Here is a 20,398-nt window from a genome sequence, read left to right on the forward strand (position 1 = left end):
TCAGTTCACCTGCGAGTCTGGCCTTATGAAACGTTACTCAACCGCTCTGTTATTCGGTCTGCTGTCACTCACCAGCCAACTGGCTCATGCCGATATTGTTGATGATGCTATTGGCAACATTCAGCAGGCGATCAACGATGCCTATAATCCCAGCAGCAGTCGCAGCAGCAGCGATGACGATCGTTATGACCGCAGCCGTCAAATCGACAGCAGACAGTACGACGATCGTCGTCGACAGCTTGAGGACAGACGACGCCGTTTAGACGAGCGCCAGCGACAGCTGGATGACGATCGCCGTCGGTTAGAAGAGGATGAGCGCAGGTTAGAGGACGATTACGATCGAGGCTAAGTGCGGCCTGTTGCCCTCACCCCAACCCTCTCCCACGGGAGAGGGAGAAAACCTAATCCAGCACCAGCACCATCCCGTCATACCCCGCTTCAATGCCGTCGGGCAGCGGATTATCCATCATCCACACGTCAAACTGATGGCTGATGTGGGTCAGGATCACCTGCGGGCAGCCAATCGCCTCGTTTAGCGCAATCACGGTATTTAAGTCGCAATGGTTTCGCGGCGTCTCGTCGCGCGGTGCATGGCTGCAGTCGATAATCATCGCCTGCGGCTGATTGTTGAGCAGGAACTTCACTGTTTTTTCCGGCAGCCCGGCGGTGTCGGAAAGCCAGGCCACGCGGCTGTGGGCCGACTCCAGCAAATACCCGAAGGTCAGTTTTGAATGGTTGAGCGGCAGCGGCGTGACCCGCATCCCCTGAAGTTCAAACATCACAAACGGTTCGACCGTGTGGCTGAAATCCAGAATCCCCGGGTGTTTAAACAGGTCGTCGCATCCCGCTTCATCCGGCGGACCGTAAACGGGGATCGTCGCGCCAACGCCCCAGCGCAGGGGGAAGAGACCCTGAACGTGATCCATATGGTAATGGGTGAGCAAAAACTGCTGGAAGCTGCCTGCGGGCCAGTCGTCCATCAGGTGCGGAATGCCCGCGTCCAGCAGCGTCATCGCATCGTTGAATTTGACCACCGCGCTACAGGGGCGACGGCGATAGGTCTCCTGCAGGCGCGCCCGGCGACACGCCGCGCAGTCGCAGCCAAAGACCGGCACCAGCTGGGCGCCGCCCGTTCCCGTCAACGTGATTGTCAGACTCATAACGCACCTCTACAGCGGTTTGGTGAATCGGAAATGGCTCTGCGTGTATCCTTCACGAACGTAAAAACGGTGCGCGTCTGTGCGCTTCACGCTGGTGGAAAGTTCGGTCAGCTCCGCGCCGGCCTGCCGTGCCACCTCTTCCGCCCAGGCCAGCAGCTGGCTTCCCACCTTTAACCCACGCGCCTGCGGCATCACCACCAGCTCCTGGATTTCGCCGATCCAGCGCGCGTGATGGAGGTGAAACTGCATGTGCAGGCCGATCATGCCGACAACATGTCCGCCCAGCTCGGCAAGCTGGTAGCGCATATTGTGATCCTGGAGGTTGGCAAGAAATCCGGCGTGGAACGCCTGATGGTCGAACTCTGCCTGTTTCAGTTCGCAGATCAGGGCATAGACAATCTGCGCATCGTCGGCAGTAGCGGGGCGAAGCTGGCAGTCAGGCATGCTGTTTCTCCTTCTGACGGATAAGCGATAAAAAGGTATCGACTGACTGTAGCAAACTTCCGTCGTTATTGAGGATGTGGCAGTCGGACGGGGCATAGCGGGCCGCACGCTCTAGCCGCTGATCGATCTCACGGGCTGATTCACGCCCCCGGCTCTGCAACCGGCTGCGCAGAACGTCCGGCGAAACCTGCAGACAGACCGGTAGCAGGGCTGCTCCATAGCGGGCGCGCGCCTGCGGAAGATGCGCCCGCGAGCCGTTAACCAGCACATCGAACCCCGCATGCAGCCACAGATCGGTCTCAATGCCGATCCCGTAGTAATAGCCGTTGGCATGCCAGCTCAGCGCCAGCAGGTTTTGCCCGGCACGGATGAAAAACTCCTGCTCGCTCAGGGCGATATGGTTTTCACTCCCTGCATTGGCCGCGCGGGTAATATAGCGGTGCGCCACCAGCAGCTGCGGATGTTCCCGCTGCCGTAAGGCGGACAGCAGGCTGTCCTTACCGGAACCTGAAGGCCCCATTAGCCAGATTAATCTCCCCATCAGAACACCCTTTTTCCCTGACGCCAGACGTGGTCGATATGAACGTGCTCGCCCTTACGGTGGGCGAGTACCAGGTCCGCACGTTTCCCTTCGGCAATTTCTCCGCGATCGTGAAGGTTAAGCGCCGAGGCCGGGTTTTTCGTCACCAGGCGAATCGCCTGCGGCAGCGTAAAGCGGTTGCCCTCGTCGTCGGCCACTCGGAACGCCGCATCCAGCAGGCTGGCGGGGTAGTAGTCGGACGAGAGGATATCCAGCAGGCCGAGGGAAGCGAGCTTGCTTGCCGCAACGTTGCCGGAGTGCGAGCCGCCGCGCACGATATTTGGCGCGCCCATCAGCACGTTCATGCCGTGCTTTCGGGAGGCTTCAGCCGCTTCAAACGTGGTGGGAAATTCGGCGATCACGCTGCCAAGCTGGTGGGATTCAAGCACGTGATCGTGCGTGGCGTCGTCATGGCTGGCCAGCGCGATATTGCGGTCACGACACATCGCGGCAATTTTGAGGCGGTTAGGCTGCGACCATTGTGCCGCAAGCGCCAGCTGCTCTTCTTCGTAACGGGCCATCTCCACATCGCTGAGCGAGTATTTCCCCTGATAGTATTCGCGATACTTTTCAATGTTGGCGAACTGACGCTGTCCCGGCGAGTGGTCCATCAGAGAGACCAGCGAGACCGGCTCGCGCCCGACCAGCTTTTCAAACAGCGGCAGGGTGGTGTAGTGCGGCAGCTCGCAGCGCAGGTGCAGACGGTGCTCGGCGCGGTTGAGGCCGCGTTTTTGCGTCTCCTCCACGGCGTTGATCATCTTCTCCAGGTTCTCCAGGCGATCGCCGCCGTCGCGCACGTCACCGATGGCCACCGCGTCCAGCACGGTAGTGATGCCGCTGGCGACCATCAGCGCGTCGTGGCTGCTCATCGCCGAATGGGCGGGCCAGTCCACCTTCGGGCGCGGGGTGAAGAATTTGTCCAGATTATCGGTATGCAGTTCAATCAGCCCGGGCAGCAGCCAGCCGCCTTCGCCGTCCATCGCTTCAGGGGTACGGCTCTGGGTTTCGGCAAAGGCGCGAATAACGCCGTCCTGGATCTCGATTGAGCCGCTAACCACTTCATTTTCCAGCACCAGCCTGACGTTATTGATAATCATGCGTTTGTCCCCATCGGGTGCAGTCTGTCTGCGACGCGGCTGCGAACGGTTTCGTCGTGGAAGATCCCGACGATCGCCACGCCGCGCGCTTTGGCCTGTTCGATCAGCGCCACTACGGCCGCGCTGTTTTTATCGTCGAGCGAGGCGGTGGGCTCATCAAGCAGCAGAATCGGGTAGTCGACAATAAAGCCGCGGGCGATATTGACGCGCTGCTGCTCGCCGCCGGAAAAGGTCGACGGGGCAAGGTGCCACAGGCGCTCGGGCACGTTGAGGCGTGTCAGCAGGCTGGCGGCTTTGGCGGCGCAGTCTTCGCGCGGCACGCCGAGATCCAGCAGCGGCTGCATGACCACGTCGAGGGCGGAGATCCGCGGGATCACCCGCAGAAACTGGCTCACCCAGCCGATCGTCGAGCGGCGCACTTCCAGCACTTTACGCGCGGGGGCCTTTACCAGGTCGATCCATTCATCGCCGTGGCGAATGTGAATATGACCTTCGTCGGGCAGATAGTTGGCATACAGGGAGCGCAGCAGGGTCGATTTTCCGCTGCCGGAGTGGCCGTGCAGCACTACGCATTCGCCCTTGTTTACCTCTAACGAGGCGTTTTGCAGCACCGGCAGGCGCACGCCGTTTTGCTGGTGGAGCACAAAGGTTTTACTTACGTTTTGTACGCGGATCATGTTGGCCTCTTAATTCTGCAACACGGACGACACCAGCAGCTGGGTGTACGGATGGTGGGGATCGTCGAGCACGCGGTCGGTTAACCCACTTTCCACCACCTGACCCTGCTTCATCACCAGCAGACGGTCCGCCAGCAGGCGCGCAACGCCCAGATCGTGGGTGACAATGACCACCGCAAGGTTCAGATCTACCACCAGGCCGCGCAGCAGGTCGAGCAGGCGCGCCTGCACCGAGACGTCCAGCCCGCCGGTGGGTTCATCCATAAACACCAGCTTCGGGTGCGTGACCAGGTTGCGGGCGATCTGCAGGCGCTGCTGCATACCGCCGGAGAAGGTGGTGGGCAGGTCGTCGATGCGCGAGGCGGGGATTTCAACTTCTTCCAGCCAGCGCTGCGCCGTAGCGCGGATATTGCCGTAATGGCGCGCGCCGGTGGCCATCAGGCGTTCGCCGATGTTGCCGCCCGCCGAGACCTGACGGCGCAGGCCGTCCATCGGGTGCTGATGCACCACGCCCCACTCGGTGCGCAGCAGACGGCGGCGCTCGGCCTCGCTCATGCCGTAGAGGGAGTGTCCCTGATAGAGTATCTCGCCGTGTTGCGGCGCGAGGCGCGCGGAGATGGACTTCAGCAGGGTGGTTTTGCCGGAGCCGGACTCGCCGACGATCCCCAGCACTTCGCCCGGCCACAGCTCGAACGACACGTCGCTGAAGCCTTTGCCCGGCGCGTACAGGTGGGTCAGGTTGTTAACCGAAAGCAGCGGTTTCATTGGCCGTTCGCCTCGCTCTGTTGGCGGCAGAAATCGGTGTCGGAGCAGACAAACATCCGTTTGCCCGTGTCATCCAGCACCACTTCATCCAGATAGCTGTGTTTGGATCCGCAGATGGCGCACGGCTCGTCCCACTCCTGCACCGTAAACGGGTGATCGTCGAAATCCAGGCTTTCGACACGCGTGTACGGCGGGACGGCGTAGATGCGTTTTTCACGCCCGGCGCCGAACAGCTGCAGGGCGGGCATCATGTCCATCTTCGGGTTATCGAATTTCGGGATCGGCGACGGGTCCATCACGTAGCGGCCGTTGACCTTCACCGGGTAGGCGTAGGTGGTGGCGATATGGCCGAAGCGGGCAATATCCTCATACAGCTTCACCTGCATGACGCCGTACTCTTCCAGGGCGTGCATGGTGCGGGTTTCGGTTTCGCGCGGCTCGATAAAGCGCAGCGGCTCCGGAATTGGCACCTGGAAAATCAAAATCTGATCTTCAGCGAGCGGGGTTTCCGGAATGCGGTGGCGGGTCTGGATCAGCGTCGCGTCTTCGGTTTTTTCGGTGGTGGTGACGCCGGTGACGCGCTGGAAGAAGCTGCGGATCGACACGGCGTTGGTGGTGTCGTCCGCGCCCTGGTCGATGACCTTCAGCACGTCCGCCTCGCCGATCACGCTGGCGGTGATCTGAATACCGCCCGTGCCCCAGCCGTAGGGCATCGGCATTTCGCGGCCGCCGAACGGCACCTGATAGCCCGGAATGGCTACCGCTTTAAGTATCGCTCGGCGGATCATGCGTTTGGTTTGCTCATCCAGATAGGCAAAGTTGTAGCCGCTTAAGTTAGCCATGTTTGCGCTCCCGTTGCAGGCGTTTCAGCAGTTCCAGTTCGGCCTGGAAATCGACGTAGTGCGGCAGCTTGAGGTGCGAGACAAAGCCCGCGGCCTCAACGTTATCCGCGTGGGCCAGCACGAACTCTTCGTCCTGCGCCGGGCCTGCAACGTGCTCGCCGTAGTCCGGCGCCTGCAGGGCGCGGTCGACCAGCGCCATCGCCATGGCCTTGCGCTCGCCGAGGCCAAACACCAGCCCGTAGCCGCGGGTAAAGTGCGGGTCTTCATTTTCGGGCGCGACAAATCCGTTAACCATTTCGCATTCGGTCATCAGCAGTTCGCCGACGTTGACGGCAAATCCCAGCTCTTCCGGCACGATTTCGACGTCGATATAGCCGCTGCGGATCTCGGCCGCAAACGGGTGGTTGCGCCCGTAGCCGCGCTGGGTGGAGTAGGCCAGCGCCAGCAGATAGCCTTCGTCGCCGCGCATCAGCTGCTGCAGGCGGGACGAGCGCGAGCACGGGTAAACCGGCGGCGTGCGGGTGATGTCATCCGGCTGCGCGTCTGAATCCTCTTCCGCCTTCGCCAGACCCTGTTTCGCCAGCAGGCTGAAAACGTGCGGAGACGGTTCCTGTTCGGCATCAGAGGTACTGAGCGGCGGGGTTTCGCCGTTCGCCAGCAGGGTAAAATCCAGCAGGCGATGGGTGTAGTCACAGGTAGGGCCAAGCAGCTGGCCGCCGGGGATGTCTTTGTAAACGGCAGAAATGCGGCGCTCCAGGCGCATCTCCGCCGTGTTCACCGGCTCGCTGACCGCCAGTTTGGCAAGCGTGGTGCGGTAGGCGCGCAGCAGGAAGATGGCTTCCACGTTATCGCCGCTGGCCTGCTTCAGGGCCAGCGCCGCCAGCTCGCGGTCGGCGATGCCGCCCTCGGTCATCACCCGGTCGACGGCGAGGTTTAGCTGCTGTTCAATCTGGGCGACGCTCAGCTCGGGCAGCCGTTCATCGCCCCGTCGTCTGTGCGCCTGCAGCGCATGGGCGGCGGCGATAGCCTTCTCGCCCCCTTTGACGGCAACGTACATCAGCACACCTCCACATGGGTGGTCCGCGGGATCGCCAGCAGGCGCTCGCCGCAGGTCAGGATCAGGTCAATGCCCAGCGGGAACGGATGCGGGCGCTCGGTCAGCTCGTGAATGATGCACTCCGGCAGCTGTGGCGCGACCATGCGCTCGTCGGCGATGCCTGCCCCCGTGAGGCGCAGCATGCGGCCGCCGCTCAGGCTGGAGACCTGCAAAATCAGCGTGGCGCTGGTCTCCGGGGCGACGGCGCTGCCTTCGCTCAGGTCGTTGAGCTGCTCGTGGCTGATGTGCTCGTCGGCCACGGCAAAGACCGCCTGCCGGGGCTGATCGACCAGCGGGGCTCCGGTGTGAAAGCGCAGGTTCTGGTTGGCGATGTCGTTAGACAGCGCGCCCGAAAGCCATACCGGGGTGTCGTTATCGGCAAGCGTCAGCAGCACGCTGGTGGTTGCCAGATTCAGCGGCAGCCAGCCCTGGGAGAGCTGGTGCAGCGAGATGATCACGCCCGGCTCGCTCATGGCCTTCAGCAGGCGACGAAAACTGTGTTGGGCATCCTGGACGGCCAGGGTAAAAGCAGGTTGAAGCGTCATGCGTTGTCTCCGCGAACGAGCGTAAAGAAGTCGACCCGGCTGGTGTTCACTTCGGCCTGACGTGCGGCAATGCGCGCGGCGCGGTCGGCTTCCAGCGGGGCAATAAGGGTTTCCATTAACGTCTGGAAATAGGGTTGTTCCTGTAAAAGCGCGTCGATCACCGCGCAGCGCTCGGCGTGCGCTTTGTCGCGCCCGAGCACGTAGCTGTAGCCCAGCGTGCCGCTGTTCAGACGGATCGCCGCGCGGGTGAGGGTGGCGTCTCCGGCGAAGAAGCGCTCGCCGGTGCCGCCCATGCGCGCCTGGATCTGAACGAGGCCGATCTCCGGGGCGCGAAGGGTGTCGTAATCGGGTGCCAGACTAAGGGCGCTCATGCGGGCAGAGAGCGCGGCAGGCTGGCTGTGGGCCAGCACGCGCATCCAGCGCTGTCGGGTGGTGGTGTCGAAGTGCATTCAGTGCTCCATGGTGAATTCGATCATGTCGGCGCGGGTCAGGCTGACGGAGTATTCCGTCGCGTCGATCTCGCCGTCACGGTGGTTGAGGGTGCGTACGCAGAGCAGCGGGGCCATATTGGGAATTTCGAGCACCTTGCTCTCTTTCGCCTGCGCGCGACGGGCGCTGATGCGCGTCTGGGTGCGCTTGAGCGCAATGCCTGTCACATCCTGAAGAAAATCATGCAGCGACCCGCTGGAGAAATTCTGCAGCACGGGCCAGAGGGCGAGGTCCGCGAAGTAGTGGTCTATCTGGCATACCGCCACGCCATTAACGCGACGCAGGGTGCGCAGGTGGATGACGTTATCGCCCTCTTGAATCCCCAGCGCGTCCGCCACGTGGCTGGAGGCCGGACGCAATACCGAGAGCAGCTTTTCGCTGGTCGGGTGGCTGCCCTGATCCAGCAGGTTCTGGCTGAAGCGCGCCTGGGCGTTTAGCGGGTAGTCGAACGGGCGCATCAGCACCAGCACGCCCACGCCCTGACGGCGCTGGACCCAGCCGCGCTCGACCAGCTGGTCAATGGCGCGGCGCAGGGTGTGTCGGTTCACCTCATAGCGGTCGGCAAGCTGCTGCTCGGCGGGGAGATAGTCCCCGCAGCGGTAGTGCGTGCGCAGCTCCACTTCGAGCTTTGCCGCAATCTCTTGCCAGCGGGTGGGGTAACTGGTCGGATGTCTGGATAAGTGCATAGAAAACAAAGCCTCGCTTCTCAGATGAAGTGCTTACGCAAACGTTGAGAGAGGAAATCCAGCAGGCTGACGGTGACGATGATGAGTACCATCAGGGCGCAGGTTTGCTGGAACTGGAAACCGCGAATCGCTTCCCACAGGGTGACGCCAATCCCGCCTGCGCCCACCATGCCGACCACGGTGGCGGAGCGGACGTTGGATTCAAAGCGGTACAGGGAGTAGGAGATCAGCAGCGGCATCACCTGCGGCAGAACGCCGTAGAGGATCTCTTCGATTTTGTTGGCACCCGTTGCGCGGATGCCTTCCACCGGGCCGGGCTCGATGGCTTCGACCGCCTCGGAGAGCAGCTTGGAAAGCACGCCGGTCGTGTGGATGAACAGCGCCATTACGCCGGCGAACGGACCCAGGCCGACAGCGACCACGAACAGCATCGCAAAGACCATTTCGTTGATGGCGCGGCAGGCGTCCATCAGGCGGCGCATGGGCTGGTATACCCACCACGGCACGATGTTTTCGGCGCTCATCAGGCCAAATGGAATAGAGAGAACGACGGCAAGGGCGGTGCCCCAGACGGCGATTTGCAGAGTGACCGCCATTTCGCTGAGATAGTCCTGCCACTGGCTGAAGTCCGGCGGGAAGAAGTCGGCGGCGAAGGTCGCCATGTTGCCCGCGTCTTTGAAGAGCAGCAGCGGATCCATTTCCGCGCCCTTCCAGGAGATAACCAGCACCGCCAGCAGGATGGCCCAGCTAATGAGCGAGAACCAGCTGCGCTTTGGCGGTGGGAGGGTGATGGTTTGCATGTTTGACTCCTTAATCCGTTCTCCCTCTCCCTGTGGGAGAGGGGACTTGAGTTACTGCACCGCTTTATTCACGCTGGTCATCGCGCCGAGCGCGGCGGTCAGGCGGTCGAGGTCTTCAAGCTGGGCCTGAATCGCGGCCACTTTGCTGGTCTTCTCCTCGTCCTTCAGCCCTTTGTTGTCTTTCACGCCCTGCATCTCTTTAAACAGCGCCAGCTGGCGAATCGGGACCAGCTGCAGGTCGCTTGACGGGCGGAACGGTGCCCAGCCCAGACGTTCCAGGACCGCTTTCTCTTCCGGCGTTTTGCCATAGGTCATAAAGAAGTCGTACACCTTGTCCTTGGTGCTTTCGGACAGGTTTTTACGCCACACAATCGGGTCGCCGGGGATCAGCGGGGATTTCCAGATAACCTTGATCTCTTTCAGCTTGTCCGGTGCGGAGGTCTTCAGCTTGTCGAGGTTTTCGGTGTTGTTGGTGGCAACGTCCACCTGCTTGTTGGCGACGGCCAGAGCGTTGGTTTCGTGGCTGGCGTTGACGGTGCGCTTGAAGTCGCTGGCGGAGGCGTTGTTTTTGGCGAAGACGTAGTAGCCAGGGACAAGGTAACCCGAGGTGGAGTTCGGATCGCCGTTGCCGAAGGTCAGCTCTTTGCGTTTGGCGAGCATGTCGTTGAGGTTGTTGATCGGGCTGTCTTTGTTGACGATCAGCACGCTCCAGTACCCCGGGGAGCCATCTGCCGCGACGGTCTGGGCAAAGACCTGGCCGTTCGCGCGGTCCACCGCTTCCATGGCGGAGAGGTTGCCGTACCAGGCGATGTCCACTTTGTTAAAGCGCATCCCCTGGATGATGCCCGCGTAGTCCGGGGCGAAGAAGGCGTTCACTTTGATCCCCAGCTTGGTTTCCATATCTTTCAGGAACGGTTCCCACTGGGGTTTCAGGTTCTGCTGTGATTCCGTCGAAATAATGCCGAAGTTCAGCGCTTTTTCCTGCTCTTGTGCATACGCCGGGCTTAGGAGGGTGCTGAGGCTGAACATGCTGGTAAAGGCCAGCGCGGCAACGGCTTTGTAGCTCATGTACTTTCCTCGGATCGGGTTTAATTAAGCAGCCTGCGCGTTCTCTTCGACGCGGTTAATGCTGCGGTAGAGATGGTCAAAACGTTCGTTATCAAACTGATGGCTCGCGCCATCAAAGAACACGTGCCCCTGACGCAGGGCGACAATGCGTTCGCAGTAGCGTAGGGCGTAATCCACCTGATGCAGCGTGACCACCACGGTAATGCCGTCGTTCTGGTTAATGTCGCGCAGGGTCTCCATCACGATGCGGGCGGACTCCGGGTCCAGCGAGGCAATGGGTTCGTCAGCAAGAATGATTTGCGCTTTCTGCATCAGGGCGCGGGCAATGGCGACGCGCTGCTGCTGTCCACCGGACAGGGTGGAAACGCGCTGGTGGGCGAAATGCGCCATGCCGACGCGGGTCAGCGCCTGTAAGGCTTCCTGCTTTTGGGAAGGGGAGAACCAGCGCAGGCAGGTACGCCAGAACGGGGTGCTGCCGAGCGCGCCAATCAGCACGTTCTCCAGCACCGTCAGGCGGTTTACCAGGTTGAACTGCTGGAAGATGTAGCCCGTCTGGGCACGGCTCTTGCGGATATCGCTCGCCAGACGCCCCGCGCGCTGCACGGTATTACCCAGCAGCTCTACGTGGCTTTCCGGCGTTTTATCGCCGGTGATAAGCCCGCTCAAATGGCGCAGAAGGGTGGATTTACCCGAGCCGGAAGGCCCGAGAAGCGCCACCATATCGCCCTGCCGGACGGTCAGATCAACGGCATGCAGAGCCTTGTTGTGATTGAAGGTCTTGCTCAGTTTCTCGACGCGGATGACAGTTTGCATGTGCTGGGCCTCACGATAAATGTGGCCTCATGCTGGCGCATCAATGTGACATTTGGGTTAAGTGCAGGTTGCGGGAGTTTGAAGAGTTGAGCGGAGTTTGATGACAATCATCGTAGGCCCGGTCAGCGCAGCGCCACCGGCGCTGTGGGCGGATGCGCTGCGCGTGTCCTGCCTACGACGTTTGTTGCTTGACGACGTTAATCATCCACGGCACGCCGTATTTGTCGGTGACTTTACCGAAACCGTGCGCCCAGAAGGTTTCCTGCCAGGCCATTTCGATATTCCCGCCATCGGCAAGGTTGTCGAACCAGCGTTTGCCTTCATCGACATCCTGGGTGTCGAGCACCAGCGTAAAGCCCGCGTACTGTGCGTTGCTGCCCGGCGGCATCCCATCGCTCATCATGATATCGCTGCCTGCAATGCGGACGTTGGAGTGAGCGATAGCGGAATCCGGAAATTTCATACCGGACGGACAGCCTTCCTCGCTGTTATCGCTTTTTGGCATTTCGCCGAAGGTGATTTTATAGAGAGGCTCTGCGCCGACGGCTTGCTGGTAGAAGGCGGTGGCCTCTGCGCAGTTGCCGGCGAAAGAGATGTAGGGACTTAACGGCATAATCTTTACCTCACGTAAGAAAAGCCCATTAAGTGTAGTTCCCGAAAGCCCGGTAAGCGAAGCGCCACCGGGCGGGTAAATCAGTTCTTTTTCACGAACTCTGATTTCAGTTTCATCGGACCGAAGCCGTCAATTTTGCAGTCGATATTATGATCGCCTTCCACCAGACGGATATTCTTCACTTTGGTGCCAATCTTCAGCATGGAAGAACTGCCTTTCACTTTCAGGTCTTTAATCACGGTTACGCTGTCGCCGTCCGCCAGCAGATTGCCGTTCGCATCTTTTACGACAAGTGCATCAGCATCGTGTGATGGTTCGGCATCATTCCATTCGTGAGCGCATTCCGGGCAGATGAACATGCCATTATCTTCATAGGTGTATTCAGAATTGCATTTCGGGCAGTGTGGGAGTGACATATCGGTATCCTCAAAAAGTGTAAACGCGCTGGAAGTGCCAGCTAAATGACGGCAGTGTGCCGAAAAAGGCGGCAAGTATAGCGCAAATCCACATGGTTGTCGGTGATATTGTGAATTAAAAAAGATGCAAAAAGCGTATCGGGAGTGACACTTCCTGTCAGTCAGTTAAGCGATGCTTACGTCATTAGCACGGTGGGAAAAAATTGATGCTAAATATATCGAATATTTTATTGCAGCAAATTGCTACGCCCCTCCATTTCGGATAAGGTGAAGCAACACATCGTTATTTATCTCCTGACCTCGCTGCCATACATATCTTTTGGCAGGGGCGTATTACCTCTCTTTTTAGATGGGTAAATAATGATGATATATCCTGAAGTTTCTTAAAATTGGGCTACGCTTTTTTCTTTTGGCTGTCAGGCCAGGAGCAGAGCTTCACACGCCATGCAAGGATAGCGAATTATTTCTGATTATCATCAATCAGTTATATTTCGGCGAACATGTTTTCCACACGTGATCATATAAGCCTGAACAACATAATTAATACCAGTGGCTTAATAAAAGTAATAAATTTGCGTTAAGGAAAGTCTTTTATCATGCACACACAGACCATTTTTGAATTAAGCCAGGAAGCCGAGCGTTTGTTACAGCTCGCCCTGCAAAATCTTGATACGTTGAAATCAATGCCGGCTGCGATGCTGGAGAGCACAGCGGCTGCCATTACGGGTGAAAAGAACAACGTTTTACCTTTGCATTTTAGCGCGCGCGGCGTCGATGCACAGCAGGCGATGCTGAATAATGAATTACGGAAAATAACCCGGCTGGAAATGGTCCTGGCTATTGTTGGCACCATGAAAGCGGGGAAATCGACCACCATTAATGCGATTGTAGGGACCGAAGTGTTGCCGAACCGCAATCGTCCGATGACGGCGCTTCCCACCCTGATTCGGCACACGCCGGGTCAGAAGGACCCGGTGCTGCATTTTTCACATGCCTCGCCGATTGATGAATTGATTCAACTGCTCCAGAAAAAGCTATGCGATTACGATCGGGGGAAGCTGGCCCAGCATCTTGAAATTGATAAAGACATGAATACGCTGCTGGAGCGCATTGAAAAAGGAGAAGCTTTTGAGAAGCATCACCTTGGCGCGCAGCCGATATTTCATTGTCTGAAAAGCCTCAACGACCTGGTGAGACTTTCCCAGGCGTTAGGTGTGGCGTTTCCGTTCTCTGAATATGCGGCTATCGAACATATTCCGGTCATTGAAGTGGAGTTCGTGCATCTTGCGGGTCTGGATGCTCATCTCGGACAGCTGACGCTGCTCGATACGCCCGGGCCGAATGAGGCCGGACAGCCACATCTGCAAAAAATGCTCAACGAGCAATTGTCCCGTGCGTCGGCGGTGCTGGCCGTGATGGATTATACCCAGCTTAAATCCATCTCTGATGAAGAAGTTCGCCAGGCCATTTCCGCGGCGGGAAAATCAGTGCCGTTGTATGCGCTGGTCAATAAATTCGATCAGAAAGATCGCAATAGCGACGATGAAGAGCAGGTCCGGGCGATGATCTCCGGTACCTTAATGAAGGGCAATATTTCGCCTGGTCAGATCTACCCCGTTTCATCCATGTGGGCATATCTGGCGAACCGCGCGCGCTACGAGATGAGTACCCACGGACAGCTGCCGGATCATCAGGAGCAGCCCTGGGTGCAGGATTTTGCCGAGGCTGCGCTTGGACGTCGCTGGCGCACGGCGGACCTGGACGATATCGATCATATTCGTCATTCTGCCGATTTGCTCTGGGAAGATTCGCTGTTTGAACAACCCATACGCAAATTGATTTACGCCGCCTATGCCAATGCCTCGCTATACGCGCTGCGTTCGGCTTCGCATAAGCTCCTTAATTACGCACAAAATGCCCGGGAGTACCTCGACTTCCGCTATCAGGGTCTGACGGTTGCCTTTGAGGCGCTGGAATTGAATATTGCACGTCTGGAAGAGGACACGGCGCTTCTTCAGACGCGCCAGTGCGTCGTGAGCGATGAGGTGAAACATGAAGTTGAGGAGGCGCTGAACGCCACTGCGGACTTTATGGGGGCCCAAAAAACCGCGCTTAACCAGGCGATTGGCGAGGTGTTCAGCGCTCGGCATATTCTTGATTTGGCAGGCATCGCTCGGCAGAACCCTCACGGTGGCGAGCCGCACGAGCTGAAGCAGCTGGTTCTGGACGATGAAGGGCAGGCGCAGATCGCGCTGAGTAAAATCCGCTCCTCCTGCGAGCTGGTGATGCTGGATGCGCAGACGAAGATTTGCCGGGAGCTGGCGTTACGCTTCGACCAGCTTGAGTCTACGCTGGCACGCTCCCTGAACGAAGCCATGCGCCCTATCGAAGCACGTATTAAAGAGCATCTGAGCCATGCGGGTTTTCGGGCGCGAATCAGTTTCCCAGCGTTTCAGGCGAGCCAGCTTAACTTCAATACGCGGGCGCTGTTTAACGATGCGATTGCGCAGGATGACAGTCAGGCAGACCCGCCATCAGGCGGGAGCAGCATGCGGGAAACGGTCTCTCGCTGGCTCAATAATCCGGGCTGGGGCTGGGATGAGTATGTGGAAACGCGCACGCGCTATGTTATCGACATTGCGCAGCTACATGACAAATTTAAGCAACATATTGAGCAGTTTTGTGAACAAATACGTAAAGCTTTGTCCGCGCAGGTCGATGTCTCTGTTACGGCAGGAATGGCAACGTTCTTTGCAGAATTTTCGTTGTGCCTGACCGGGTTACAGGAAAGCTTGCGTGATAGCCTCGCAGTGCGTCAACAGAATGAGCATTCAACCCGAGCGCTCTGCCAGTTGTTGAAGCAAAGTATCACTACTGCGACGTGGATACAGGAAGATACCCGACTGTTACGCGATGATATTCAAACTCTATTCGCGGCAGAGCAACCATGACAACACCACTACTGGACGGTCCCGGGCGAACGCTGGAGTGTATTAATCCAAAATTTATGGTCGATCTGGTGCAGGGGGGAGACGCGGCGCGTCATCCTCACCTGGGACCACAGCAGCTTCAGTTTCGTGAGCGTTTGACGCAGGAAATCATGACGCATACCCGGCTCCGCCCCTGGGCGATGGCGGGGATGCTCAATGAAAATGCGGGGCTGCGCCTGGGGCTGGCGGAAAAACTGGCCGGCATGCTTGATCCGGGTCATCTCGCGCTGACGCTGATGGCTGAGAAGCTGATTGCTTTGCGCCAGCAGACTCACCCGCGCGCCCCGCAATCCCCTGGGCTGATGCAGCAATACGGTGAACTCGCTTCTCATTTTACCCAACGCGCAGCCTATAAAGAGAAGGCGCTGACCCAGCGCGGGCTCACGGTGCAGGCGGGCGAGCACAGCGAGCAGATTTTCACCCGCTGGCGGGCCGGGCACTATGATGGCTGGTCCCTGGCCGGGCGCTGTTTTATTGTCCTGGAAGAGCTGCGCTGGGGGGCATTTGGTGATGCATGCCGCCTCGCGAATGAAGATGTAGCGGCAATGCTTAAGGATAACCTGCGCAGCATGGCGGCTAACTATCTGGCGCAGGGCATTAATGCGTCACCCACGACCCGCCATTTCTATCACCAGTGGCTGACAACGCCGGCCTCTCCGGGTTTAATCGATCATAAAGACATGCTGGGGTGGCTGGGGGACTGGTGTCAGGCGGATCAACATCCGGTGAGCTGGTCAGTCACGCAAAACTGGCAGACCGTCGCGCTGGGTATGCCGAGGCTCTGTTCGGCAAAACGGCTGGTTGACGGGATGGTGGAAGAGATTTTTGGGTGATCTCTTCCCCCTCACCCTAACCCTCTCCCCGCAGGGGAGAGGGGATGGTTTGGTGCGGTGTGTTAATGATTCATTTCTATTGGTTTCGGTTCAGGCTGGGCCTCTTGCATATTCCCGTAGCGTTTCGCGTACAGCGCCGTGATGATCGGCACCAGAATCGCGGTGACAATGACGCTGGCGGCAACCAGCGCTGTCGCTGAAGCGGCCACCGGTTCGAAGGCCGGGTTAATCTGGGCAATAATCACCGGGTTTGCGACGGCAGCCCCTGCGGCTGAAGAGGCGGCGACGCCGGCCGTGCCGTTTCCTCCTCCGATCACGCGGTCGGCAATGATCAGCGGAATACCGGTAATGACGATCACGGCGACCCCCAGCACAATACCCAGCAGGCCGGTATCGAGGATAACCTTCAGATTAATGGTGTTCCCCAGTGCGAAGCCGAAGAACGGGATCAGCACCGGCGTGGCTTTGCTGAAGAAATCACGCAGATCGTGATCGAGATTGCCAAGGGCAAAGCCGATCAGGAAGGGCAGGATCGCGCCGACAAAGTGGTGGGGTTCAAAAGAGGCCAGGCCAGCAGACCCCAGGATCAGCATCGTCATCAGCGGACCAGATTCCAGAGACATCAACACAAATGCGCCGGACTCTTCTTTCGTCCCATACTGGTTCATCAGGCTGGCGTACAATCCGCCGTTAGTCATATCCATCGCCGAGACAATCGCCAGGACCGATAATCCCGCGAAGAACCCGGTCTGAATTCCAGTCTCCGGGATGAACATCGCGCATATCATTGCTACCGCCCAGGCTACGGCTATTTTGGTTATCACCAGCGTGCCGGATTTCCGTATTACAGTACCTGTTGCCCGCAAATTAATGGATGCGCCGATACAAAAAAACCAGACGGCAAGAATCGGAACCGTGCCCGTTATCATGCCTTTTGTGAAACCGCCAAAATAAGCCCCGGTATCAGGGGCAAGGGTATTCAGGATGGCGCCCAGTACCAGCGGAACCAGCATCATACCGCCGGGTATGCGTTCTATCGTGGCTTTAATCTTCATGGACAAACCTCACATCGGATCCCGCAGGACGGGTGACAGGTGTTAAAAATTAGTCAATAAATTCAATTAATTGCTCTTGTCGTTTGCGGTGTTTTTTCGATAATCCTGCACGCATAATTAAATGTGTGCTCTCGATTAACCTCATTCTGTAAAACATAAAACGCTGAATTCGGATTTATCATGCGATCATTGGAATATCGATTCAATGAAAATAAAACATCGTTTTAGTTATCTTTGTCACATATTCAATGTAAAACCTGAGTCCGGTTCCTGTGGATGGAAATTTATGTAAATTTGATGTGAATTAACGAGGTTTGTTTTTCTGTTACGAAAGAAATAATGACGTGCGTGAGGATGCTCTTTAGGTAGGTTAAGGAAGTGCTTATTGGCACTCCTTGACAAAAATTTGACTAGGTTGACCGGACGCGAAAATATGTGTGAAGTTGATCACAAATATAAACGCTGGTAGGGTAAAAAGGTCATTAACTGCCCAGGCAGGCGTCAACAGGTTCGGTTGTATCGGCGTAAAACGTCAATGTAAGTAAACCTGCTACGCTTGAATAAGGCGATTCGCATGGAGCGGATCCCATGGTTCACAGAACGTAAACTGGACTGTGAAACAGACAGGGCCGAGTCAACGAGGATAGCTATGCTAAGAAGGAAAAAGATTAAACCCATCACACTTCGCGACGTCACCATTATTGATGACGCAAAGCTGCGTAAAGCCATTACCGCAGCCTCGCTCGGTAATGCGATGGAATGGTTCGATTTTGGTGTCTACGGCTTTGTGGCCTATGCGTTAGGTAAAGTGTTTTTCCCCGGGGCCGATCCCAGCCTTCAGATGATTGCCGCACTGGGTACGTTCTCCGTTCCCTTCCTGATTCGCCCGCTGGGTGGACTGTTCTTCGGTATGCTCGGCGATAAATATGGCCGTCAGAAAATTCTTGCCATCACCATCGTCATTATGTCGATCAGTACATTCTGTATCGGCCTTATCCCGTCTTACGCCACCATCGGCATTTGGGCACCGATTCTGCTGCTGATCTGTAAGATGGCACAGGGCTTCTCCGTGGGGGGGGAATACACCGGCGCCTCGATCTTTGTTGCCGAGTACTCTCCGGACCGTAAGCGCGGGTTTATGGGAAGCTGGCTGGACTTCGGCTCGATTGCCGGGTTTGTTCTGGGCGCGGGCGTGGTGGTGCTGATTTCAACCGTAGTGGGGGAAGCGAACTTCCTCGACTGGGGCTGGCGTATCCCGTTCTTCCTGGCATTGCCGCTGGGGATCATTGGTCTCTACCTGCGTCATGCGCTTGAAGAAACGCCCGCGTTCCAGCAGCACGTCGATAAGCTGGAACAGGGTGACCGCGAAGGGCTGCAGGATGGTCCGAAGGTGTCGTTCAAAGAGATTGCCACTAAGCACTGGCGCAGCCTGCTGACCTGTATTGGTCTGGTGATTTCGACCAACGTGACCTACTACATGCTGCTGACCTACATGCCGAGCTATCTGTCGCATAACCTGCACTACTCGGAAGATCACGGTGTCTTGATTATTATCGCCATCATGGTCGGTATGCTGTTTGTGCAGCCGATTATGGGCCTGTTGAGTGACCGTTTTGGCCGTCGACCGTTCATTATTCTGGGAAGCGTTGCGCTGTTTGCGCTGGCAATCCCGGCATTTATTCTGATTAACAGCGATGTGCTGGGGCTAATTTTTGCCGGTCTGCTGATGCTGGCGGTGATCCTTAACTGCTTTATCGGGGTGATGGCCTCAACGCTGCCCGCGATGTTCCCGACCCACATTCGCTACAGCGCGCTGGCCGCGGCCTTTAACATCTCGGTGCTGATTGCCGGTCTGACCCCGACGCTTGCCGCCTCGCTGGTGGAGAGCACGCAGAACCTGATGATGCCGGCTTATTACCTGATGGTGATCGCGGTGATTGGTTTGATTACCGGTATTACCATGAAGGAGACGGCGAATCGTCCTCTGAAAGGTGCAACGCCTGCGGCATCGGATATTCAGGAAGCGAAAGAGATCCTGCGTGAGCACTACGATAACGTAGAGCAGAAGATTGAAGATATCGACGCAGAGATTGAAGAGCTGCAGAAAAAACGCTCCCGACTGGTGGACCAGCATCCACGCATCAACGAGTAATAAAAAAACCCGCCAACGGCGGGTTTTCTTTTATTAGCATCCGGCGGCGATGTAGTCGCCATTGGCACTGATGGGGATCACCGTCAGGAACAGCACCGTCGCGAACAGGATCAGGACTATCCCTCCGGCTATTTTGACTGCCGGTACGAGCCATCTTAATGAGGCGCTTTCTCCGAACCAGCTCACCGTGCGCTCGCGGGCGTAGCGTACTGCCAGTGAAAGCCCCACGATAGAAAGCGCGGTTCCCAAAGACATGGTCATGACTGCGGCCACCCCCCAGGTGACAATGCCCAGCGCGTTCGAAAACATCAGAATCATGATCGCCCCGCTGCACGGGCGTGCGCCAATTGCCAGAATGACACCCAAGCGTGTTTTCCAGTCGCTTTGTGTCAGGTTTGCCCCCACGCCATGATGACCGCAGCCACAGTGCTCATCGTGCTGATGAAGCGGTTTGATGGCTGAGATCGTTAACCTGTGTGGACGCAGGCTCTTCAGCGCCTGGTAAATAACAAACGCGCCAAATGTGCCAATAAGCACTGCACTTATCTTTTCCACGTACCAGCGGCTGGTACTGATATCCCCTGAGGCGAGGTTAAACCCTATAGCCAGAATAAAGACAAAAAGAATGGCGCTGACGCCCTGCATCAGGCTACCCAGGAAGGGGACGACCCGGGCGGCCAGCTCGCTTTCCTTATTGGTGGTCAGATAGGTCGTCACAATGAATTTTCCATGCCCGGGTCCGATGGCGTGAAGGACACCATAAAGGAAAGCTCCCGTTAACAGCCATAATCCGCCGCTGTACTGGTGGTTATTAAGCTGCAGCAGATACATTACCAGATAACGGTGCAGCGTAATTTGTGTGGCGAGACACCACTGGATAAAAGCGTTCCAGTGCGCATGCAGGGTAAAACCGGCAAAGAGGATTGCCAGCAGCATCACTCCTGCTGTAGGGAGACGCCAGTCACGGGCGAGGCGTTGTGTGGTCATGAGGATGGGCCTGCACAGAGGAGAGTATTTGCCGCTAGTATAGTTGATCTTCCCGCGCAATTCGTAGGATCGCATCGCGATCCGCTCATGATTGTGGATAACTTTGTGTATAAAAGGGTATAAGGCGGGGTTTTGCTGGGGAATGCAGCAGTCAGTCATTTTTTTGCAACTTTTCGGTTGCGGTCGTTCGGGAACTCCCTATAATGCGCCTCCATCGACACGGCGGATGTGAATCACTTCACAAACAACCCGGTCGGTTGAAGAGAAAAAATCCTGAAATAACGGGTTGA

The 20,398-nt window shown here is 57.5% G+C and carries 22 protein-coding genes; 4 read left to right on the plus strand and 18 right to left on the minus strand.

Features of this window, described 5'->3' with window-relative positions:
* The first annotated feature begins 25 nt into the window (after positions 1-25).
* Positions 26-349, plus strand: coding sequence for a DDRRRQL repeat protein YjdP (yjdP, locus tag OTG14_RS22045; protein ID WP_032650638.1), 324 nt, complete (start codon positions 26-28; stop codon positions 347-349).
* Positions 350-401: 52 nt separating this feature from the next.
* Here the strand turns inward: yjdP and phnP are convergent, their stop codons facing one another.
* From phnP to OTG14_RS22125, 16 genes are all read right to left on the minus strand, one after another.
* Positions 402-1,160 (minus strand): phosphonate metabolism protein PhnP, encoded by a 759-nt coding sequence (gene phnP, locus OTG14_RS22050; protein WP_267215754.1) that lies wholly within the window; start codon positions 1,158-1,160, stop codon positions 402-404.
* 9 nt (positions 1,161-1,169) lie between these two features.
* On the minus strand, positions 1,170-1,604 hold the full coding sequence (phnO, locus tag OTG14_RS22055) for an aminoalkylphosphonate N-acetyltransferase (RefSeq protein WP_024906746.1): 435 nt from the start codon (positions 1,602-1,604) through the stop codon (positions 1,170-1,172).
* On the minus strand, positions 1,597-2,148 hold the full coding sequence (phnN, locus tag OTG14_RS22060) for a ribose 1,5-bisphosphokinase (RefSeq protein WP_090420717.1): 552 nt from the start codon (positions 2,146-2,148) through the stop codon (positions 1,597-1,599). Before phnN ends, phnO begins: the two co-directional genes overlap by 8 nt.
* Positions 2,145-3,281 carry an alpha-D-ribose 1-methylphosphonate 5-triphosphate diphosphatase gene (gene phnM, locus OTG14_RS22065; protein WP_267215755.1) on the minus strand — a complete coding sequence of 379 codons (1,137 nt, stop codon included), beginning with the start codon at positions 3,279-3,281 and terminating at the stop codon, positions 2,145-2,147. The genes phnN and phnM overlap by 4 nt, the downstream gene beginning before the upstream one ends.
* Positions 3,278-3,958 carry a phosphonate C-P lyase system protein PhnL gene (gene phnL, locus OTG14_RS22070; protein ID WP_267215756.1) on the minus strand — a complete coding sequence of 227 codons (681 nt, stop codon included), beginning with the start codon at positions 3,956-3,958 and terminating at the stop codon, positions 3,278-3,280. Before phnL ends, phnM begins: the two co-directional genes overlap by 4 nt.
* Before the next feature lie 9 nt (positions 3,959-3,967).
* Positions 3,968-4,723 carry a phosphonate C-P lyase system protein PhnK gene (phnK, locus tag OTG14_RS22075; protein ID WP_267215757.1) on the minus strand — a complete coding sequence of 252 codons (756 nt, stop codon included), beginning with the start codon at positions 4,721-4,723 and terminating at the stop codon, positions 3,968-3,970.
* Complete coding sequence (locus OTG14_RS22080; RefSeq protein ID WP_148769100.1) at positions 4,720-5,565, minus strand: alpha-D-ribose 1-methylphosphonate 5-phosphate C-P-lyase PhnJ; 846 nt, start codon at positions 5,563-5,565, stop codon at positions 4,720-4,722. The genes phnK and OTG14_RS22080 overlap by 4 nt, the downstream gene beginning before the upstream one ends.
* Entirely contained in the window at positions 5,558-6,622 is a 1,065-nt protein-coding gene (locus tag OTG14_RS22085) for a carbon-phosphorus lyase complex subunit (protein ID WP_024906752.1), read from the minus strand. The genes OTG14_RS22080 and OTG14_RS22085 overlap by 8 nt, the downstream gene beginning before the upstream one ends.
* On the minus strand, positions 6,622-7,206 hold the full coding sequence (gene phnH / locus OTG14_RS22090) for a phosphonate C-P lyase system protein PhnH (protein WP_267215758.1): 585 nt from the start codon (positions 7,204-7,206) through the stop codon (positions 6,622-6,624). The genes OTG14_RS22085 and phnH overlap by 1 nt, the downstream gene beginning before the upstream one ends.
* Entirely contained in the window at positions 7,203-7,655 is a 453-nt protein-coding gene (gene phnG, locus OTG14_RS22095) for a phosphonate C-P lyase system protein PhnG (RefSeq protein ID WP_267215759.1), read from the minus strand. The genes phnH and phnG overlap by 4 nt, the downstream gene beginning before the upstream one ends.
* Entirely contained in the window at positions 7,656-8,381 is a 726-nt protein-coding gene (gene phnF, locus OTG14_RS22100; RefSeq protein ID WP_267215760.1) for a phosphonate metabolism transcriptional regulator PhnF, read from the minus strand.
* Positions 8,382-8,401: 20 nt separating this feature from the next.
* On the minus strand, positions 8,402-9,181 hold the full coding sequence (gene phnE, locus OTG14_RS22105; protein ID WP_023334213.1) for a phosphonate ABC transporter, permease protein PhnE: 780 nt from the start codon (positions 9,179-9,181) through the stop codon (positions 8,402-8,404).
* 51 nt (positions 9,182-9,232) lie between these two features.
* Positions 9,233-10,249 carry a phosphonate ABC transporter substrate-binding protein gene (gene phnD, locus OTG14_RS22110; protein WP_024906756.1) on the minus strand — a complete coding sequence of 339 codons (1,017 nt, stop codon included), beginning with the start codon at positions 10,247-10,249 and terminating at the stop codon, positions 9,233-9,235.
* A gap of 24 nt (positions 10,250-10,273) precedes the next feature.
* Entirely contained in the window at positions 10,274-11,062 is a 789-nt protein-coding gene (gene phnC, locus OTG14_RS22115) for a phosphonate ABC transporter ATP-binding protein (RefSeq protein ID WP_136196026.1), read from the minus strand.
* Between the two features lie 172 nt (positions 11,063-11,234).
* The gene (yjdN, locus tag OTG14_RS22120; protein ID WP_267215761.1) at positions 11,235-11,675 is read right to left on the minus strand and encodes a VOC family metalloprotein YjdN; all 441 of its coding nucleotides are present in this window, start codon (positions 11,673-11,675) and stop codon (positions 11,235-11,237) included.
* An 80-nt stretch (positions 11,676-11,755) separates the two neighbouring features.
* Positions 11,756-12,091 (minus strand): zinc ribbon domain-containing protein YjdM, encoded by a 336-nt coding sequence (locus OTG14_RS22125; protein WP_023310096.1) that lies wholly within the window; start codon positions 12,089-12,091, stop codon positions 11,756-11,758.
* Between the two features lie 596 nt (positions 12,092-12,687).
* Between OTG14_RS22125 and crfC the strand changes: the two genes are divergently transcribed.
* Both crfC and OTG14_RS22135 read left to right on the plus strand, forming a co-directional pair.
* Positions 12,688-15,042 carry a clamp-binding protein CrfC gene (gene crfC / locus OTG14_RS22130; RefSeq protein ID WP_267215762.1) on the plus strand — a complete coding sequence of 785 codons (2,355 nt, stop codon included), beginning with the start codon at positions 12,688-12,690 and terminating at the stop codon, positions 15,040-15,042.
* Positions 15,039-15,914: a diguanylate cyclase regulator RdcB family protein gene (locus OTG14_RS22135; RefSeq protein ID WP_024906760.1), complete on the plus strand. Its 876-nt coding sequence runs from the start codon at positions 15,039-15,041 to the stop codon at positions 15,912-15,914. Before crfC ends, OTG14_RS22135 begins: the two co-directional genes overlap by 4 nt.
* 62 nt (positions 15,915-15,976) lie before the next feature.
* On the opposite strand, the gene kdgT is transcribed toward OTG14_RS22135, so the two are convergent.
* On the minus strand, positions 15,977-16,969 hold the full coding sequence (kdgT, locus tag OTG14_RS22140) for a 2-keto-3-deoxygluconate transporter (RefSeq protein WP_024906761.1): 993 nt from the start codon (positions 16,967-16,969) through the stop codon (positions 15,977-15,979).
* 649 nt (positions 16,970-17,618) lie between these two features.
* Here kdgT and proP point away from each other — a divergent pair.
* Positions 17,619-19,121, plus strand: a complete 1,503-nt coding sequence (gene proP, locus OTG14_RS22145; RefSeq protein WP_024906762.1) for a glycine betaine/L-proline transporter ProP — start codon at positions 17,619-17,621, stop codon at positions 19,119-19,121.
* A gap of 33 nt (positions 19,122-19,154) precedes the next feature.
* Here the strand turns inward: proP and OTG14_RS22150 are convergent, their stop codons facing one another.
* Positions 19,155-20,108 carry a nickel/cobalt transporter gene (locus tag OTG14_RS22150; RefSeq protein ID WP_248273352.1) on the minus strand — a complete coding sequence of 318 codons (954 nt, stop codon included), beginning with the start codon at positions 20,106-20,108 and terminating at the stop codon, positions 19,155-19,157.
* Positions 20,109-20,398 lie beyond the last annotated feature (290 nt).

Source organism: Enterobacter pseudoroggenkampii, from assembly GCF_026420145.1.
Taxonomy (GTDB): domain Bacteria; phylum Pseudomonadota; class Gammaproteobacteria; order Enterobacterales; family Enterobacteriaceae; genus Enterobacter; species Enterobacter pseudoroggenkampii.

Coding starts and splice junctions, on each gene's coding strand:
- yjdP (WP_032650638.1), top strand. CDS start 26: ATGAAACGTTACTCAACCGCTCTGTTATTCGGTCTGCTGTCACTCACC.
- phnP (WP_267215754.1), bottom strand. CDS start 1,160: ATGAGTCTGACAATCACGTTGACGGGAACGGGCGGCGCCCAGCTGGTG.
- phnO (WP_024906746.1), bottom strand. CDS start 1,604: ATGCCTGACTGCCAGCTTCGCCCCGCTACTGCCGACGATGCGCAGATT.
- phnM (WP_267215755.1), bottom strand. CDS start 3,281: ATGATTATCAATAACGTCAGGCTGGTGCTGGAAAATGAAGTGGTTAGC.
- phnL (WP_267215756.1), bottom strand. CDS start 3,958: ATGATCCGCGTACAAAACGTAAGTAAAACCTTTGTGCTCCACCAGCAA.
- phnK (WP_267215757.1), bottom strand. CDS start 4,723: ATGAAACCGCTGCTTTCGGTTAACAACCTGACCCACCTGTACGCGCCG.
- OTG14_RS22080 (WP_148769100.1), bottom strand. CDS start 5,565: ATGGCTAACTTAAGCGGCTACAACTTTGCCTATCTGGATGAGCAAACC.
- OTG14_RS22085 (WP_024906752.1), bottom strand. CDS start 6,622: ATGTACGTTGCCGTCAAAGGGGGCGAGAAGGCTATCGCCGCCGCCCAT.
- phnH (WP_267215758.1), bottom strand. CDS start 7,206: ATGACGCTTCAACCTGCTTTTACCCTGGCCGTCCAGGATGCCCAACAC.
- phnG (WP_267215759.1), bottom strand. CDS start 7,655: ATGCACTTCGACACCACCACCCGACAGCGCTGGATGCGCGTGCTGGCC.
- phnF (WP_267215760.1), bottom strand. CDS start 8,381: ATGCACTTATCCAGACATCCGACCAGTTACCCCACCCGCTGGCAAGAG.
- phnE (WP_023334213.1), bottom strand. CDS start 9,181: ATGCAAACCATCACCCTCCCACCGCCAAAGCGCAGCTGGTTCTCGCTC.
- phnD (WP_024906756.1), bottom strand. CDS start 10,249: ATGAGCTACAAAGCCGTTGCCGCGCTGGCCTTTACCAGCATGTTCAGC.
- phnC (WP_136196026.1), bottom strand. CDS start 11,062: ATGCAAACTGTCATCCGCGTCGAGAAACTGAGCAAGACCTTCAATCAC.
- yjdN (WP_267215761.1), bottom strand. CDS start 11,675: ATGCCGTTAAGTCCCTACATCTCTTTCGCCGGCAACTGCGCAGAGGCC.
- OTG14_RS22125 (WP_023310096.1), bottom strand. CDS start 12,091: ATGTCACTCCCACACTGCCCGAAATGCAATTCTGAATACACCTATGAA.
- crfC (WP_267215762.1), top strand. CDS start 12,688: ATGCACACACAGACCATTTTTGAATTAAGCCAGGAAGCCGAGCGTTTG.
- OTG14_RS22135 (WP_024906760.1), top strand. CDS start 15,039: ATGACAACACCACTACTGGACGGTCCCGGGCGAACGCTGGAGTGTATT.
- kdgT (WP_024906761.1), bottom strand. CDS start 16,969: ATGAAGATTAAAGCCACGATAGAACGCATACCCGGCGGTATGATGCTG.
- proP (WP_024906762.1), top strand. CDS start 17,619: ATGCTAAGAAGGAAAAAGATTAAACCCATCACACTTCGCGACGTCACC.
- OTG14_RS22150 (WP_248273352.1), bottom strand. CDS start 20,108: ATGACCACACAACGCCTCGCCCGTGACTGGCGTCTCCCTACAGCAGGA.